The 18,021-nt window shown below is 48.2% G+C and carries 13 protein-coding genes and 1 tRNA gene; 7 read left to right on the top strand and 7 right to left on the bottom strand.

Annotated elements, in window-relative coordinates; all coding sequences use genetic code 11:
• Positions 1–2 precede the first annotated feature (2 nt).
• From UNH61_RS20850 to UNH61_RS20840, 3 genes are all read right to left on the bottom strand, one after another.
• The gene (locus UNH61_RS20850) at positions 3–3,071 is read right to left on the bottom strand and encodes a TonB-dependent receptor (RefSeq protein ID WP_326993936.1); all 3,069 of its coding nucleotides are present in this window, start codon (positions 3,069–3,071) and stop codon (positions 3–5) included.
• A gap of 158 nt (positions 3,072–3,229) precedes the next feature.
• Entirely contained in the window at positions 3,230–3,421 is a 192-nt protein-coding gene (locus tag UNH61_RS20845; protein ID WP_326993935.1) for a hypothetical protein, read from the bottom strand.
• 56 nt (positions 3,422–3,477) lie between these two features.
• Complete coding sequence (locus UNH61_RS20840) at positions 3,478–3,909, bottom strand: hypothetical protein (protein ID WP_326993934.1); 432 nt, start codon at positions 3,907–3,909, stop codon at positions 3,478–3,480.
• Positions 3,910–4,084: 175 nt separating this feature from the next.
• On the opposite strand from UNH61_RS20840, the gene UNH61_RS20835 reads away from it, so the two are divergent.
• Positions 4,085–4,849 (top strand): GntR family transcriptional regulator, encoded by a 765-nt coding sequence (locus UNH61_RS20835; RefSeq protein ID WP_326993933.1) that lies wholly within the window; start codon positions 4,085–4,087, stop codon positions 4,847–4,849.
• A 6-nt stretch (positions 4,850–4,855) separates the two neighbouring features.
• On the opposite strand, the gene UNH61_RS20830 is transcribed toward UNH61_RS20835, so the two are convergent.
• Entirely contained in the window at positions 4,856–5,716 is an 861-nt protein-coding gene (locus UNH61_RS20830; RefSeq protein ID WP_326993932.1) for a hypothetical protein, read from the bottom strand.
• A 94-nt stretch (positions 5,717–5,810) separates the two neighbouring features.
• Between UNH61_RS20830 and UNH61_RS20825 the strand changes: the two genes are divergently transcribed.
• On the top strand, positions 5,811–9,836 hold the full coding sequence (locus UNH61_RS20825; RefSeq protein ID WP_326993931.1) for a DEAD/DEAH box helicase: 4,026 nt from the start codon (positions 5,811–5,813) through the stop codon (positions 9,834–9,836).
• A 2-nt stretch (positions 9,837–9,838) separates the two neighbouring features.
• On the opposite strand, the gene UNH61_RS20820 is transcribed toward UNH61_RS20825, so the two are convergent.
• Positions 9,839–10,597: an SDR family oxidoreductase gene (locus UNH61_RS20820; RefSeq protein ID WP_326993930.1), complete on the bottom strand. Its 759-nt coding sequence runs from the start codon at positions 10,595–10,597 to the stop codon at positions 9,839–9,841.
• Positions 10,598–10,622: 25 nt separating this feature from the next.
• The gene (locus UNH61_RS20815; protein WP_326993929.1) at positions 10,623–12,332 is read right to left on the bottom strand and encodes an IlvD/Edd family dehydratase; all 1,710 of its coding nucleotides are present in this window, start codon (positions 12,330–12,332) and stop codon (positions 10,623–10,625) included.
• A 247-nt stretch (positions 12,333–12,579) separates the two neighbouring features.
• Here UNH61_RS20815 and UNH61_RS20810 point away from each other — a divergent pair, with 247 nt between their 5' ends.
• The 4 genes from UNH61_RS20810 (at position 12,580) to UNH61_RS20795 (ending at position 17,296) form a co-directional block, all read left to right on the top strand.
• Positions 12,580–15,354: an outer membrane beta-barrel protein gene (locus UNH61_RS20810; RefSeq protein ID WP_326993928.1), complete on the top strand. Its 2,775-nt coding sequence runs from the start codon at positions 12,580–12,582 to the stop codon at positions 15,352–15,354.
• A 5-nt stretch (positions 15,355–15,359) separates the two neighbouring features.
• On the top strand, positions 15,360–16,115 hold the full coding sequence (locus tag UNH61_RS20805; protein WP_326993927.1) for a GLPGLI family protein: 756 nt from the start codon (positions 15,360–15,362) through the stop codon (positions 16,113–16,115).
• A gap of 104 nt (positions 16,116–16,219) precedes the next feature.
• Complete coding sequence (locus UNH61_RS20800) at positions 16,220–16,486, top strand: hypothetical protein (protein WP_326993926.1); 267 nt, start codon at positions 16,220–16,222, stop codon at positions 16,484–16,486.
• A 291-nt stretch (positions 16,487–16,777) separates the two neighbouring features.
• A complete protein-coding gene (locus tag UNH61_RS20795) occupies positions 16,778–17,296 on the top strand; it encodes a hypothetical protein (protein WP_326993925.1) in 519 nt (172 codons plus the stop codon).
• On the opposite strand, the gene UNH61_RS20790 is transcribed toward UNH61_RS20795, so the two are convergent.
• Entirely contained in the window at positions 17,297–17,731 is a 435-nt protein-coding gene (locus tag UNH61_RS20790) for a thioesterase family protein (protein ID WP_326993924.1), read from the bottom strand.
• A 174-nt stretch (positions 17,732–17,905) separates the two neighbouring features.
• Here UNH61_RS20790 and UNH61_RS20785 point away from each other — a divergent pair.
• Positions 17,906–17,990 (top strand) — tRNA-Ser (locus UNH61_RS20785).
• The last annotated feature ends 31 nt before the right edge of the window (positions 17,991–18,021 follow it).

Below are 18,021 nucleotides of genomic sequence, written 5' to 3'. Positions count from 1 at the left end.
GGCTAGAAATTGAGATTTACACCCAGGTTCCACACGCGGGGGCGGGGATAGGGGAAAAAGTCAATGTTCTGGGAGAATCCGGGGTTGTTGCCATACGTTGTCAGGAACGTATCCACCTCCGGATCATAGCCGGTGTATTTAGTGCTCAGGAAAAGATTCTGTACGCTGGCGTAAATACGGAAACGGGTAATATGGCTTCTCTGAAGGAAGGCATCAGGGAAGGTATAACCCAGTGTAAAGTTCTGGCCGCGAATGAAGGAGCCATCTTCCACCCACCAGGTATCGAAGTGCGAATCCTGCGTGAATTTATAACTTCTTACCTGCGCAATGTAAGTGTTCTGGTTCTGCGGAGTCCATCCATTCAACACGGTAGCAAGACTGTTAGCAAGTGTTTGCCTGTCTTCAGAAGAGTGTTTGAATGTGGCAGCGGTGTTAACACCTTGTACAAAGCGAATATCGAATGAAAAGTCCCATCCTTTATATTTAAAGGTACTGCTGAACAAGCCTGTCCATTTTGGATAAGCACGACCAATAATACCATATACCGGGTTGCCGTTGGCATCGTACAGGTATTTCCTGTCGCCGGGATACAGCCCGTGTTTCGCTGCGTCAGCAGCTTCGTTGGTGCTGTAAGTGCCCAGGCGGTACATGCCATAAAAAGAACCTATCGGCTGGCCTACACGCAGTACGTTCGTTTGTCCGAGGAAGTTAGGACCCGGGAAGATATCTGCATTACCCTGGTTAAGGTTGAGTATTTTGTTTTTGTTCGTAGCAAAGATGAAATTGGTGCTCCATGTGAAATTCGGTGTAGTGATGTTAACCGTATTCAGATTCACTTCCAAACCCACGTTTCTTACGGAGCCCACATTCCTGTTAACATTGGAGCTGTACATTCCGGCCGACCACGGAATAGGCGCCTGTAGCAACAGGTCGGATGTAGTACGGTTATAGAAATCAACATTCAGATTAATACGGTTATTGATCATTCCTAATTCTATACCCGCATCTACCTGTTTGGATTTTTCCCATTTCAGGCCGGGGTTACCGATATATCCAGGCCCTAACATGGGCTGATTGGCGCCATTCAACACGGTCTGATCGGGTCTGTATTGGGCAAGGTTCAGAAACTGCCCGATTTCCTGGTTGCCCGAAAGGCCATAACTGGCGCGGATCTTCAGGTTATTAATCACTTTACTGTGTTTCAGGAATTCTTCTTCAGATACACGCCATGCTGCTGCTACAGACGGGAAGAAGGCGAACTGATTGTCCTTACTGAATTTAGATGAGCCATCATACCTCGCGGTTGCCGTAAACAGGTACTTGTTATGCAGGTTGTAATTAACACGTGCATAGTAAGAGTTCATCGCCCATGGAGTGGTGACTGAGGTGGCGTTGTTTCTTACAGAACCTGCAGCCAGGTTTTGCCATTGGAAGTAGTCCGACAGGAAGTTCTGTGTTTCCACCAGGTCATTTTCTGCAACATACTTGAGGAACGAGAAACCGGCTACTGCATTCAGGCTGTTGTTGTTTTTAAACTGCTTGTTGTAAGTGAAGTAGTTTTCTGACTGCCAGTATTTGTTATAGTCATTGGTGATCCTGGCGATGCCTCCCTGATCCTGTGACAGGTGAGGAAGATCAGAGCCACTGAAGAAATTGGCTTTGTTGCTTACGAGGTCGTAACCGAAGTCGGTCTTGAAATCGAGGTCCTTGGTGATATGGAATAAGAGGTACATATTACCCAGGGTATGCTGCTGGTTATTGAGCGTATACCTGCTTTGTGAAATATGCACCGGGTTAGGACCGCCTTCCAGACCGGCAATATCGTTGTTACCAGCCCAACTGCCATCGGGATATTTAACAGGCACAATCGGCACTTCTTCTGTCACCATCCTGGGTACGTTCAGCGAACCGTTACCATCTGATACCAGGCGCTGCTTGCCGGAAATAATATTGATGCTACCGCCTATTTTCAGCCATTTTTTTACATCATCGTCGAAAGTAGCCCTGGCGGAATATCTTTTGTACCAGGAGTTGATCATCAGACCATTCTGGTCGAGATAACCGACAGAGGCGCTGTAAACGAGTTTGTCATTACCTCCCTGGAAGTTCAGCTGGTGGCTGGTGGAAACGGCTGGTTTATAAACTTCTTTTTCCCAGTTGGTATTATATAAGGGCTTGTCGTTGGCATCGAACAGTAATGGGAAGTTCTGGTGATTCAATGCGGCAGGAGGCGCCCAGGTACCATGATTGGGATCAAATTTAGTAGCGTTCGCGAAGGCGTCGTTGTATACTTTTATGAACTGGTCTGAATTAAGTGTTTTAAGATGCCGGGCCAGGGTGCTTACGTTTACGTCACCCTGGTAGCTTACCTGCGTAGGGCCGGATTTACCGCGTTTGGTAGTGATCATGATCACACCATTTGCACCACGGGCACCGTAGATCGCAGTAGAGGAAGCGTCCTTGAGGATTTCGATAGAGGCGATATCGTTCGGGTTGATGGCATTTCCGTCAACACCCGCCACTCCGTCTACCACGTACAACGGGTCTACGTTGGAGTTGATGGAACCGATACCACGTATACGCACTTTGGCTGGCTGGCCAGGAGCGCTGGTGTTGACGTTTACGTCTACCCCCGGTATTTTACCCTGCAGGGCCTGCGACACGTTGGCGACCGGCATGTCCATTAACCGGTCAGATTTGATGGTTGATACGGCACCTGTGAGGTCCGATTTTTTCACACTACCATAACCGATAACTACCAGGTCGTTGAGGGTACTCACCTGTACATCCAGGGCTACACTGATCGACGTCTGATTGCCTACTTTTACTTCTTTGGGAGCGAACCCGGTAAAAGTAAATACGAGTACGGCATCTTTGTTTGGTACCTGAATGGAATAAACCCCGTCTACATTGGCGATGGTGCCGTTGGCCGTACCTTTTATCTGGACGGTAGTATTTGGAATTGGTGTGCCGTCGGCGGAACTCGTGATCTTTCCGCTTACTTTAATCTGGGCTATGGCCTGCATGGAGAGGAATAGGCATGCAAGCACATACATGAATGTTGCTTTCATAACAAGTCTTTAGTGATGATGGAATAATAGCCGGTAAATTCTACATTGATTACGATAGTAACGCGGGACTATTTTTACGTGGATCCCGCAGATAACAAGTTAGATTTAGGTTTTTAAAGATGATAGTATGGGTTTCGTTCCCGATCCGGTTGATCGATTTAAATAACAAGTTTGCTGTTGTTTTGTTTACTCGTCTGTTGCTGTTGATTAGTTGCCCATTTTTTTAGCAGAAAGATGACATCAGGCAATACCCCTGCTTCTCCCCGGAAATCGCCGGAGCCTTTCGGAGTGCCTGATTTCACCTCATACCATTCGAAGAAGCCGTTGTGAGCAATGACGCGTTTAATCATTGGGTTTACCTCTTCAACTGCCTCCTGTATAAATCCGTTTTTAATTAGTGCCTGTATCATCCTTCCAGCTCCATGCGCTGCAAAATCGTTTTATCACTAAGGGCAAAAAAAAGGATACCCTTATCGCCGGTAGCCAAAACATATTTATGAACTGCCTGTATCAATGAAGATTCCAAGTCAGTTTCCACAGTGTTTTTATGAGCTGCCCATCCTGGAGCCAGTTGGTTGCGATGGTACTGATAACCTCCATGGGCCTTGTTTTCGCGGATAACGCCATCAGGTATATTGCCATCATCACCCTGCATCCGGAAAAACAGCAGGAGCATATCTTTTATAGTGTCCTGCGGTAATACCTGTAAAGAACCATTGATAAATGACCACACACCCTTTCCGTACGTAAAACAGACAAGGTAAAACCTGCAATAACGGGAATGATGGAAAAAAGTGTTTTCATAACGTGTTCCCCCTGAATGTTCATGTACAAACATATAAACATAAATTTATTATTGCAAGAAAAGTTTTTAACAATAAATTTTTCTAGCCAATATTTTATAATCTATACATTCAAATACAATTACATAGATATGAATTGATGAATGTGAAAAACTTCCATCGATTGCGCCATGTACAGAAACCATACATACTCCCGGGAAAATATTGGTTTTGTTATTAATTTCCAGTTGTTTTGCACGCATGAACCTGAGTATAGATCATAAGAACCCCTTACCACTTCACATTCAGGCAGAGAACCTGCTGAGGAACATGATAAAAGATCCGCAATACGCCGGCGGAAAATTTCTGCCCAATGAAGTGCAGATGGCTAAACAACTGGCTATTTCCAGATCTACACTCAGGCATGCACTGAATAAACTGGTTTATGAAGGATTACTGACCCGCAAGAAAGGGGTGGGCACTAAAGTGGCCGAAACGGCCATCAGCTCCAAATCTAAGAACTGGCTCAGCTTCACCCAGGAAATGACCGCCAGGGGCATTACGATACGTAACTTCGAACTACATGTTACCTGGGTTTTGCCGGACGAAGCCATCGCTAATTTTTTCGAGATCAGCCACGACAAAAAAGTACTGAAGCTGGAACGCCTAAGAGGGAAGCCGGAAGGCCCCTTTGTATATTTCATCTCTTACTTCCATCCCCGCATTGGGCTAACAGGCGAAGAAGATTTCAAACGCCCGTTGTACGACATCCTGGAAAAAGATTACCAGACAGTAGCCACGCTTTCCAAAGAAGAAATCAGCGCAAAATCGGCCGATAAATTCGTTGCCGCCAAACTAGAACTGGAGTCAGGTGATCCCATCCTTTTCCGCAAACGTTTTGTGTACGACCAGGGCAACCGCCCGATAGAATATAACCTTGGCTACTACCGGGCGGATAGTTTTGTTTATACCGTAGAAAGCAGAAGAGAGAATTAGGTATGCTTACTTCACTGCCACCGGCCACACACCGGGCACTGGTACGCTTACGCCTTTGTTGGAGCCTCTCATGCCTGCATCCTGACCAAAGTAGTACAGAGGCCAGCCTTTGTAGGTAAGCTGTTTTTTGCCGTAAACCATGATAGAACCAAACTGGGTTTTATCAAGAACAGAGGGTACTACAATCTGATCGGTTTCATAGATAGGCCATACGGCGTTGTTGGAGAAATCAGGCTTAGTGAATTTATTGGTGTTGATGCTGTCTTTGCTGAAAACGTATAACGTTGCCCCCCTGCCATCAGTGAAGTAGAGCGTTTTGCCGGTGCCGGGCGTGTAATTAGAGAGATAGTTTTTTCCATCTGCTCCCACCAGCTGCGCATTGATCAGCTGAATGGTATAATCGGGTTTGGCTACAAACCATACATTGCCCACCGCTTCTCCTTTTGTTTCGCCTGGCGCTTCTCTCACATTACTGCCATTTACAGAAGGAGCGAAATAATAGAGAGGCCAGCCCTTGTAGGCAGTCTGTTGTTTGCCATCACTGGTGGTAATGGTGGTGAAGTCTTTGATATCAAGGCCGGTGCCCAGCATGGCCTGTGTAAGTGTTGCTCCTGCATAGTAAACAGGCCATACTGCAGCACATCCTCCGCTACAATTGTTGCTGCCGTTAAAGTCGTTTGAGAAATAGTACAAAGTATTGCCGCTTCCATCAGTAAGATAACTTCCCAGTGTTGCGCTGTTACTCAATTGTACGACGGGTTTGGGGGCCGGGTTGTCTGAATTGTTCCTGCTGCCGCTGCAGGCACAGAACATAGTGGTTCCCATCAGCATCATCGATGCCAGTAAAGTGATTTGTATACGATTCATGTGAATGGATTTAATAAAGAATCTGGTCAATAGTTCGTACAAACCATGCGGAAGGTTGCCTGCTGAAAGAAATATTTTTCCTTATTTTGTTACTATGGTCAATGAGCATTTTTACCAGCAGCAATACGAACAAGATGGAAAGGATAGCAGATTGGTAATGGATATCATGTCGCTCTACCTGTATCCGCTGGAAACATATACCATTACGGATGCGGTGAACCGGGTGATGGAAGTAAAGGGCACCCGGATTAGTGCTATTCTGAAGCATTTGTGTGATGCCGGGCTTGCTGTAAAGCAGGTAACGGGAAGTTATTCGCTGGTGCCCGAGATGAACTTCACCCTGTTTCCACAAAACATTGTAAAGCCGGCATACCTGGAACTGCTGGCAAACGTCCGTTACAGGGGACTGAGCTTTTACAGCTTCAACGTCCGCATGCAGGATCTGCAGCAGTTACTGGTGGCGTGGTTTACCGGCGACCGTTCACTTATACTGGCGCCGGTGAAAAAGCTGGAACTGGAGTTGGAGGAATACCAGCCCTACCTGATGTACCTGCTTTATTTTCCGGCTTATGAAGGATTACTGCAATATTTTTCGCCCGATAGTATAGATAAAATTGCGATATACGCACTGAAATCCAATCTGCTGAAAATGCCGCCGGTGGACACATTGGAGCGATTCCGCCGGCAATATGATGTCAGCTTTCCGGAGCTGGAGCTGCTGCAGTTGCGGTTTAACATACCTGTTGCGGAATTCACTGCGGACGACTGGTACGCGCAGGCGGTGCAGACGCTCTACAGCGGCCAGCCGGCGAAGGCCTTACCTTTGTTTGAGAAAGGGATCAAACGTCAACGGCAGTACGATAAAAAGAATACGCTGCCACTGTCGCCCTTGTTTGCTTTCTACTACGCTTATACACTTTCCATACTTCCGGGCGACCAGGTGAATCCGCTGATCACGAAAATAACGGCAGCGTATGAACGAAAACTGCCCCCTCATCTGGCGCCGGCTGTTGCTTTGCTGCATCTGCATGCGGGACGCAGAGAAAAAGGCGAAAGCCTCCTGCAGCTGCTGTTGGAAAGTAAGGAAGAACAGCTGCCCGGATTCCTCGCTATCCTGGTGTTGCAGCTGTTGTATCCTAAAAGCAGGCTGCTGCGCACCTACGGTGCAGCCGCGGCTGGCTGGCTGAACACGGCTATGTTGCATGGCTACCGGTTACTGACCTACGAATATTTATACCTGTTTCACGACGATGATTACCAGGGCTATCAGCGTGCCTTCCAGGAGGCGGAAGCCATCGCCGGCCACCCGCCGGTATTTTCGCTGGCAGAGCGGACGCCCGACTGGGAGCGGCTGCTAAACTCATTGCTGGGGGCCGATCAGCCTACGGGAAGGAAAGCAAAGAACGAGCTGGTACATCGCCTGATCTACCTCGTAGACCTCGACCACTACCGGATACAGCCGGTAGTGCAAACCTCGCAGGGCGGCAGCGCCTGGAGCGGCGGAAGAAATGTGGCACTGAAACGGCTGAAAGAAGGAAAGGCCGAAGCAATGACGGAGCAGGACCTGAGAATAGGAGCCACCGTACAAAAAGAGCACTATCATTATGGTCAGGGTGAGATGTATACATTCGCGGAAAATGTGTGGGAAGAAATTGCCGGCCATCCGCTGCTGTTTTCGGCAGATGATCCGGCCCAGCCGGTGGAAATCATCCGGGCGCAGCCAGAATTGAGCGTGAACAGTACCGCTCACGGCTATACGTTTAGTGCCAATATAAGTGACTTTGTCAGCGAAACTGTTTTTGTGAAGGAAGGATCCTTCCGGTTGAAGATCATACAGCTTAGTCAGCAGCAACGCAGGCTGCTGCAAACGCTGCAACAGATTCCGCTGGTGCCCGCCGCCGGGAAAGATAAACTGGTACAGGCACTGAAGAGCCTGGGCGCTCATCTTACCATTCACGCGGATATGGGGGAAATTGCCGCCAATCTCAGTAAACGCCCTGCCGACAGCAGGATCGTTATTCAGCTGTCGCCGCTGGGAGAAGGCCTGAAGGCTTCCATCTATGTAAAACCCTTTACGTCCGATCCTCCTTATTGTAAGCCTGGTACAGGTGCTCACAATATCATCGGTATCAGCAACGGTGAACGCTGGCAGGCCATTCGCGATCTTGAGAAAGAACGGATGCACCTGGATATGCTGCTGCAACTGATTCAGGCAATGGTTACGCAGGGAGTAACCGACGATGCCATCATTTTCGAGGATCCGCAGGACTGCCTTTTCCTGCTGGAGGTAATCCGGGAACATCCGGAAATCGTACGCGCCGAATGGCCCGAAGGGGAGCGGTATAAACTAAAGCAAACGGCAGGATTTCCGGACCTGCATTTCTCCCTGTTGGAAAAAGACCACTGGTTCCAGTGCACCGGTGAGCTAAAGGTGGATGAGCATACTGTGCTCGCACTGAAGGACCTGCTGGATACCGGCCGCATCGTGAAGCAGCGTTTTATTGAGCTGCGGAATGGCGAATTCCTGGCGCTGACGGGTAACTTACGTAAACGGCTGAACGAAATGGGCAGCGCAGCCCAGATAGATCGTAGTGGCGTTCGTATTCCCTACTATGCGGTGCCTATGCTCGATGAGCTGGTGGAACAGGCGGGCAGCGTAACTACCGACGATGCCTGGAAAGCCTTTGCCCAAAAGCGTCTGGCGGCGATGGAACAGGTGCCGGCTGTACCGGTTACACTGCAAACAACGCTGCGCCCTTATCAGGAAGACGGATTTCGCTGGATGGCACACCTGGCAGCCTGGGGGGCAGGCGCCTGCCTGGCCGATGATATGGGGCTGGGAAAAACCATACAGGCGATTACCATATTGCTTCAGCGCGCCGGCAATGGGCCGGCACTGGTGATTTGCCCGGCTTCTGTGATGAGCAACTGGTGCGATGAAATACATAAGTTTGCGCCTTCTCTCAACGTGATCACCCTGCAAGGGGGCCGGCGTGCAGCACTCATCCGCAAAGCCGGTGCTTTTGATGTACTGGTAACCACCTACGGATTGTTGCAGGTGGAAGAAACCCTGTTATCGGCAGTGAAGTGGCATACCCTCGTGCTGGACGAAGCACACATGATCAAGAATTTCCAGACGAAAACTGCTAAGGCAGCCATGTCGCTGCAAGGCGATTTCAGACTCATGCTAACAGGAACGCCTATACAAAATCATATGGGAGAGATATGGACGTTGTTCAATTTCCTCAATCCCGGATTGCTGGGCACGCTGGAACATTTCAACAAGCAGTTTGTATTCCCTTCTATCCGTAACCCCGAAAGCGCTGTGAAAGCGCATCTTCGGAAACTGATAGCGCCATTTATATTGCGCCGTACCAAAACCTCGGTGCTGGACGAACTACCGCAGAAAACAGAGATCACCAGAATGGTGAGCCTGTCGCCCGACGAGGCAGCTTTTTATGAAGCTTTGCGCAGAACGGCACTGGAAAACATCCGCACGCAGGAGGGCAATGTTGCGCAACAACGGATCCGTGCACTGGCAGAAATAGGGCGCCTCAGAATGGCTGCCTGCAATCCGGTGCTGGTGGATGGCGAAACGGATTTGCTGTCTTCCAAACTAACGGCATTCCGGGAAATCGCCGGAGAGTTGATATCCAATAACCACCGGGCGCTGGTGTTCAGCCAGTTTGTTAAGCATCTTCACCTGGTAGCTGCCGCGCTGGACCAGATGGGTATCAGCTACCTTTACCTGGATGGCAGCACATCATTACCACAGCGCGATAAGCTGGTGAAAGCCTTTCAGGCAGGAGAGGGGCAGTTGTTCCTTATCAGTCTGAAAGCAGGAGGGCAAGGCCTGAACCTGACGGCAGCGGATTATGTGATCCACATGGATCCGTGGTGGAACCCGGCTACAGAAGAGCAGGCATCCGACAGGGCGCACCGCATAGGACAAACACGGCCGGTCACTATCTATCGGTTGGTTGCGCAACATACGATTGAGGAAAAGATTATAGCGTTGCACAATAGCAAAAGAGACCTGGCCGACCGGCTGCTGGAAGGCAGCGACCGGTCGGGCAAGCTCAGTGCAAAGGAATTACTGGAACTGATCACAGTGCAGTAATATCAGAATGGCGAAGGGCTGATGCTCGTCCATCCGCCATCGATGATCAGGCTTTGGCCGGTGATATGCCTGGCCTGGTCGGAAACGAGGAACAGCGCCGCATTGGCGATATCTGTGGTATATGCCGGACGTCCCATAGGCGTTAGCGTTGACCAGGTTTTCTCGTAGGAGGGATCGTCCAGTGTGCGTTCGGTAAGCGTAGCGCCGGGCGCGATGGTATTTACCGTGATCCTGAACGGCGATAATTCAATCACCAGGTTTTTGGCAAGCATTTCAAGTGCGGCTTTACTCATGCCGTATGCAGCAAGATCTTTATGCGCCTGATGCCCCGTAACAGAGGAAGTGAAAAGGATGGCGCCGCCGCGGGACTGTTGCTTCATCTGATTGGCGGCAGCCTGGGCGAGGAAAAAAGTGCCGCCCAGGTTCACCTGCATCACCCGGTTAAATGATTCGGGTGTGTAAGTGAAGAAGTCGCCGAACAATGTAATGCCGGCATTGGCAATGACTACATCAAGGCTTCCGTATTCCGTAACAGCTGTATGAACCATTTGTTGAATGAAGGTAACATCGCTGGAATCGCCTGGCATGGAAATACACTGCCCGGTGAGCCCGGAGAGTTCATTGGCAGCGTTGTCTGCCAGCGTTTTGTCGATATCGTTCAGTATCACGGTGGCGCCACGGGTAGCCAGTTGTCTGCAGATCTCGAATCCTATGCCCTGTCCTGCGCCGGTAACGATGGCTACTTTCTTGCTGAATGTCATAACGTAGATTTTTCCATTGATAATTTTAGTGTGAATCCCTTGTAACTTCGCTGCCGGAGCTGCCTTTCAGAAAGTCGAGGTCAGCGCCAAGATGCGATTGCTCCACGTGTTGCTGGTAAAGTTGTACATAACCACGGGTGGACTGCGGATAAGATGGCTGCCACGCTTGTTTACGGCGTGCGATCTCATCTTCCGAAATATCAGCAAACAAGCGGCGTTCGTGTACATCCAGCGTAATAACATCGCCATCGCGAAGGATGGCCAGGTTGCCGCCGGCAGCGGCTTCCGGAGAAACATGCAGCACAACCGTACCAAAGCCGGTACCGCTCATACGGCCGTCGGAAATGCGCACCATATCGGTGATTCCTTTGGCCAGCAATTTGGCCGGCAGGCCGAGGTTACCCACTTCGGGCATCCCGGGATAGCCTTTAGGCCCTACGTTTTTGAGTACAAGCACACTGTTTTCATCTACTTCCAGGTTAGGATCATCGATCCGCTTTTTGTAATCATCAATATCTTCAAAAACAACTGCTTTACCGGTATGCTGCATCAGGTGGGGACTGGCAGCGGAAGGTTTGATAACGGCTCCCTGTTCGCAGATATTTCCTTTCAGCACAACAATTCCGGAAACCGCATTGAAGGGCTCCTGCAGGGAACTGATCACCTCTTTATTATAGCTCTGCGCATGTGCGTAATTGGCGCCGATGGTTTTACCATTCACCGTGATTGCCTCTTTATGCAGATGATCGAGTAACGCATTGATGACCGCCGGAAGACCTCCTGCGTAGTACATGTCTTCCATAAAATAACTGCCGGAAGGCTGTAGGTTAGCTATAAGCGGGATATCGACGGAGAAAGTGTCCATATCCTGTAGCTGCAATTCCACGCCCATGCGGCCGGCAATGGCCAGCAGATGAATAACAAAATTGGTAGATCCTCCGATGGCGGCGTTAACACGGATCGCGTTTTCAAATGCCTGCCTGGTAAGTATATCAGAAAGACGCCGGTTTTCCCGGACCATTTTTACAATCTCAATCCCCGAGAAGTGAGCCAGCACTTTGCGGGCTGCATCGGGGGCAGGAATGGCGGCATTCTGTGGTAATGAAAGCCCCAGGGATTCCACCATACAAGCCATGGTAGAGGCGGTGCCCATCACGGCGCAATGGCCATCGCTGCGGCACATGCCTGCTTCCGCCATCGCCAGTTCTTCCTGTGTCATGCGTCCGGCGCGAAGATCTTCACTGAAGCGCCATACATCGCTGGTGCTGATACTATGGCCCCGATGTTTACCCGTAAGCATTGGGCCGCCGGAAACCACAATAGTAGGGAGATTCACACTACAGGCGCCCATCACCAGCGCCGGAGTGGTTTTGTCGCAACCGCACAGGAGCACTACACCATCGAGCGGGTTGGCACGGATAGATTCTTCCACATCCATACTTACCAGGTTGCGGTAAAGCATGGCTGTAGGTTTGATCAGCGTTTCGCCTAATGACATTACCGGGAACTCCAGCGGATAACCACCAGCTTCCAGGATTCCTCTTTTTACGGACTCTGCCAGCTCCCGGAAATGGGAATTACACGGTGTGAGCTCCGACCAGGTGTTGCAAATACCTATAATGGGTTTCCCTTCCAGCTCATAAGCCGGAATTCCCTGCTTTTTTAACCAGGCCCTGTAAATAAAGCCGTCCTTGCCATCGCGGGCAAACCAATTGCTGCTTCGTAGTTGATGCATAACGTGATTTTAGCGTTTAGTCTTTAGCTGTTAGTTTTTAATGACAACCAAGGCTAAGGGCTAAAATACGTTTTTTGCTCTTCTATGTCAATGCCCCCGAAACCGGAAATTTTTATTCCATGCTTTCCCTACATGATAACTAGGCTATCATTTAACAGATGTTTATCATTCACCTCAAATAAAATTCAAATTTTATTATGGAATTTTAATTCCGTTGCATCTGTACAACTAACCTGTAGAATCCACAATGAAAAAAATTTACGCGATTATTTTGTCTATGTTCCTGGCCCATTTGTGTACAGCCCAACAGGCGGTCGTTAAAGGAAATGTGAGAGATACACTAAACCAGGTACAGTTACACAACACAGTGATAGCGCTTTTACAAGCGAAAGATTCTATTCTATACAAGTTCACCCGCAGTGATGAGAAAGGGCATTTTGAGCTGAAGGGGCTGCGGGCTGGAAAGTATGTAATCATGATCAGCCATCCTTCCTTTGCTGATTACGTAGAGCCGTTAACGTTATCAGATACTTCGGCAGTACAATTGGGAAAAGTTATCCTGACCCAGCGATCAAGATTATTACAGGAAGTGGTGATTCAGCAGAAAGTAGCTGCTATCAAAATGAAGGGGGATACCACTGAATTCAATGCTGCCAGCTTCAAAACCGCTGCCAATGCCTCGGTAGAGGATCTGTTGAAGAAATTGCCGGGGATACAGGTAGATAGTAAAGGACAGATTACTGCACAGGGGGAAACTGTAAAGAAAGTACTGGTAGACGGGGAAGAGTTTTTTGGTGATGACCCTACCCTGGTAACCAAGAACCTACGGGCTGATATGGTGGATAAGGTTCAGCTGTACGACAAAAAGAGCGATCAGTCCAATTTTACCGGGATAGATGATGGGCAGAAAACAAAGACCATTAATATACAACTGAAAGAAGATAAGAAGAAAGGGTATTTCGGTAAACTGGCGCTGGGAGCAGGCCCCGACGGATTTCATGAAAATCAGGCAATGTTCAATTTATTCAAGGGCAAGAAGAAATTCTCGGTTTTTGGAATTGCTTCCAATACCGGTAAGATAGGACTCGACTGGGGCGATCGGGAAAAATTCGGGTCCGGAAGCGGAGAAATGTCGGTGACGGATGATGGTGATATGATGTTTTCTTATAGCGGCGACGACCTGGACCGCTGGGACGGCAGGTTTAACGGTGATGGCTATCCGCTGGTACAAACCGGAGGGCTGCATTACAATAACAAGTGGGACCGTGACCGGCAGAATATGAATGCCAATTATAAGATCATGCAGTTATATGTGGATGGCAACAAGCAAACCCTGTCGCAGAATATATTGCCGGATAAGACTTATTATAACAGGTCGAACGAAAGCTTCAAAAACAGCATTTTCAGGAACCGTTTGAACGGCAGCTATGAAATACAGGTGGATTCTTCTTCATCTATCAAGCTGTCGGTCGACGGGAGTATTGATCATAAGATCTCGCAGATGAACACCTCCAGCAATATGCAGCTGAATGATCAGTTGATCAACGCCAATAGCCGGAATACTTCTTCCGCATCAGATATCGGAGGCTTTAACTCCAATATGCTTTGGAAAAAGAAATTGAAAAAGAAAGGCAGAACGATATCATTAGATATCGCAGAAAACTATAATCGTACAAACGGAGATGGTAACCTGTATGCCCTTACAGACTATTACGGTAAAGGAATAATAGATTCTACACAGAAGATAGATCAGGCCAAGAAAACCAATAATGAGAGTGTCAACCTCGTCACTAATCTTACTTATACAGAACCGTTGTCCAAGGCGTCTTCCCTGGCATTTAACTATGGCGTGATTGTGAACAACAATCATTCTAACCGGAGCTCCTTCAACAGGGGAACGGATGGGAAATATTCATCGCTCGATTCATTGTACAGTAACGATTATGCTTTTAATGTACTGACGCATAAAGGAGGGCTTACCTATAATTTCTCAAAGGATAAATTAAAGGTTAACATAGGCAGTAATGTTGGTTTCACGGATTATAACCAGAAAGATATGTTCCGTGATCGCAAGATGGAGCGGAGCTTTGTGAACTGGTATCCGAGGGCAAGTTTTCGTTATAGCTTGTCGCAGCAGCGCCGGTTGTCGTTCAACTATAACGGGAATACCCAGCAGCCGAGTATGAATCAGATACAGCCTATACAGGTGAATGACGATCCCCTGAATATCATAATTGGTAACCCTGAATTGAAGCCTTCCTTCAACAATAGTTTCAATGTCAGCTATTCAGAATACAAAGTGATGTCCGGAAATGGTTACTGGGTAAGCTTTAACTATCAGTCGACCAGCAATGCGATCAGCGACCGTAGTATAGTGGATGCGTCGGGTAAACGTACATCGCAGGCAGTGAATGTGAACGGGAACAGGAATGCCCGGCTCTATCTCAACACTAACTGGAAAATTGCGCCTATTGACACCAGGGTAGGTGTACGCATGAATGGCGGATTGAACCGGAATGTAAACTTCGTAAATGGCCTGGAGAATATAACGCGCGCAACGGATGTAGGTTTGGGCTACTGGATAGGCAAATACGTTGAGAAGAAATATGATGTTAGTCTTGATATGGGCACAAATTATAATCACAGCGTTTCCTCTGTTGATAACAGCCTGACCACCCAATATTGGACCTTCAATATCAACCCCAGCGGGGATGTTTCTCTTCCTGCACATATTCAGCTGCATGCAGATATGAACTATAACATCCGTCAGAAAACAAAAATATTCACTGGCAACAACAATGCAGCCATATTAAATGCTTTCGTGGCGAAGAAATTTGGTAAGAAAGAACTGGTGCAGATCAATCTTGCTGTAAATGACATATTAAATCAGAACATAGGTTTCCAGCGGTCGGTTAATACCAATACTATCACGCAAACTACGCAGAGTACTATTGGCCGGTATGCTATGTTGTCGTTTATCTGGAATTTCAACAAACTGGGTCCCGGATCCGCTAAAGAATAATCGATATGAAAAGAATTAGTGTATTCGTTATCGTTATATTGACAGCTTTATCGCTGAAAGCGCAGCAGGGCATGTTTCTGCAATCGGGGCGTATCGAATTTGAAAAGCGGGTGAATGCTTATGCCCGTATGGATGAGCAGAATAAGGGAGAAGATGATTCCTGGAGTGATGCTATAAAGAAAGGCATGAGTCAGTATCAGGTGAGTTATTTCGATTATTCTTTTTCCGGGAATGTAGCGCTGTACAAGCCGGGAAGGGAGAATACAGATACTAAAAAGTCTATCTGGGGCGATGGGCCGGCGGAGGAGAACATTGTGTATACCCGGTTAGACAGTATGCAGAGTATATCTCAGAAAAAAGTATTCGAGCAGATCTATTTGGTGAAGGATTCGGTGAGGAAGATCAACTGGAAGATCACGGATGAAACCCGCAAAATTGCAGGGTTTGACTGCCGGCGGGCGAATGCGCTGATCATGGATTCGGTATATGTGGTGGCATTTTATACAGATGCTATTGTGCCATCGGGTGGTCCTGAGTCCTTTTCCGGCTTACCCGGGATGATATTGGGAGTGGCGCTACCGCATGAGCATATTACCTGGTTTGCCACCAAAGTGTTGGTAGATGATATAAAAGAAACATCGCTAACACCTCCGGTTAAAGGCAAACCGGTTGATAGCAAAGGAATCAGGGAGGCCATTACCAAGGTGATGGGGAAGTGGGGAACAGGCGGCAACGCGCTGATCAAATCTATTATGCTGTGAAGCCTTAACAATTCGTTAAGTTAAAGAAACCTTAAAAAACAGGCTCGGTTGGCCATGGAGGAACCATTTTTGATTCACCAGCTAAGAATCAAAAAATTTTAACCATGGCTAAGCAAAGTAAGGATGCAGTAAAACATGAAATTCAGCAATTGGCGACAGGTAATTATAAAAGTTATCCAGCCGATTATGAAGATGAGCCGGCAGTAGTGGCGCGGCATATTCAGTCACTGGCCAGAGGCTATTGGGATAGCCGGGAGTACAAGGAAGTGGAGCGCGACGACCGGCTGGGTATAAACCTGGAAGACTATCAGCACTGGACCAGGGAAGCCTACGATACTTTTATGAAAGCGTATCATTCTTCATCCAACTAATACCCCAATTTTCTGTACTTCGGGTACCGGACTATACAGGCGTCGTTCCAATTATGGGCGGCGCCTGTTTGTGTACAGGCTCCTGGAAAATTGTGGAGCGGTAACAACTATTTGAGGCCATTTGTTGTTAATTAAATACTGGCTTCGTTGCCACGGATTGTAGAGGGCACTTCACCTGCCTGGCAAATCTAAACCTGCTTACATACCGCCATGAGCGGGTGCCCGTACCCCCCATATATTGATGCCGTTATATCAGTGGATGAAGCCCCGTTCATCTTAAACTTTCGACCCATGAAAAAGTTCTTCTTTTTATTGGTGTTGCTGGGCGCCGCATGGCGGTTGTGTGCCCAGAACCTGCCCACAGAGGCTGTATACAATAGCGATGATGATCTGGTGACCCGGATATTTGGAAAAAATAAGGAATCGTTGTTGAATGATTACCTCGCTATTTCCCCGGTTGAGGAAAAAATGTTCCAGGATGCTTTCCTGGAATATGAGAGTGATAAAAAGCCGTGGCTGGAGGAGCGTTTTGCATTACTGAAGATGTATAACGAAGAATTTACTTCTCTGGACGAACGGAAGATGAATTCGCTCACCAGGCAACTGATCAACAATGACCTGGAGTTTGGCCGGTTACAGATGCGTTATTTCCGGCGCATCAACAAGTTGTTGGGCGCCACCAGGGCAGCTGAATTTTTCCAGCTCGACAATTACCTGGAACAGTCAACACGCGCTTATATACAGAACCAGCTCCCTTTCATCCGGGAATTGGAAATGGAGAGGAAAGGTAAACCGCTCTCTTTGAAATAGTCATCCTTCTTCTACAAAGTCGCTGCTGCGCGGAACGGCTTTGAATTTCTCGAGCAGGTCAGGGGAAAGTGCTGCAAGCTTTCGTTTGCGGGTATCGATCCATGCGCCGTCTACCACTATGGTAGCTGATTTGACGCCATCGCCGCGGAACAACTCATGCCGGATGGACCAGCGGGATCCGTCGGCGCGGCACTTTGTCATTTCACACGTTACCCGGATGGTATCATTGGGGTTTACTTCCCGGTGGTAAAGGAGCTCTTCCCGGAACAGGATGGGGCCGAGTTGCAGGCGGATAAAATCCGCGGCAGACATACCTACTTTTTCGAGGAGGCTGAGCCTTGCCTGGGCGGCGAAATCGGCATAAGCCGAGTGGCGCAGATGCATATTAGCATCGATCTGAGACCATAAAACGGGTCCTTCAAAAAATATGTTCATCACTAAATTTACGGAAAAGTGATGGAACCATTTGCCGAACAGGGAACGAAACTACCTCCAACGGGTATACGTAAAAGTGGAGCAGGTGGATTAGGCCAGGGGGGCGATTATTAAGGAAAAAAAATATAAAAACAAATTTTTTTAGAATTAATCTCTTTTATACTTTCGCGGCATGGAGAGTTGGCAGAGCGGTCGATTGCGGCAGTCTTGAAAACTGTTGACTGTAACAGGTCCCGGGGTTCGAATCCCTGACTCTCCGCTAAGAGGGGCTTTATTAAAAAGCTCCTCTT

It is taken from the genome of Chitinophaga sp. 180180018-3 (genome assembly GCF_037893185.1).
GTDB lineage: Bacteria > Bacteroidota > Bacteroidia > Chitinophagales > Chitinophagaceae > Chitinophaga.
The sequence above is the reverse complement of the archived record's forward strand: the minus strand, read 5'-3'. Positions and strand labels throughout refer to the sequence as shown.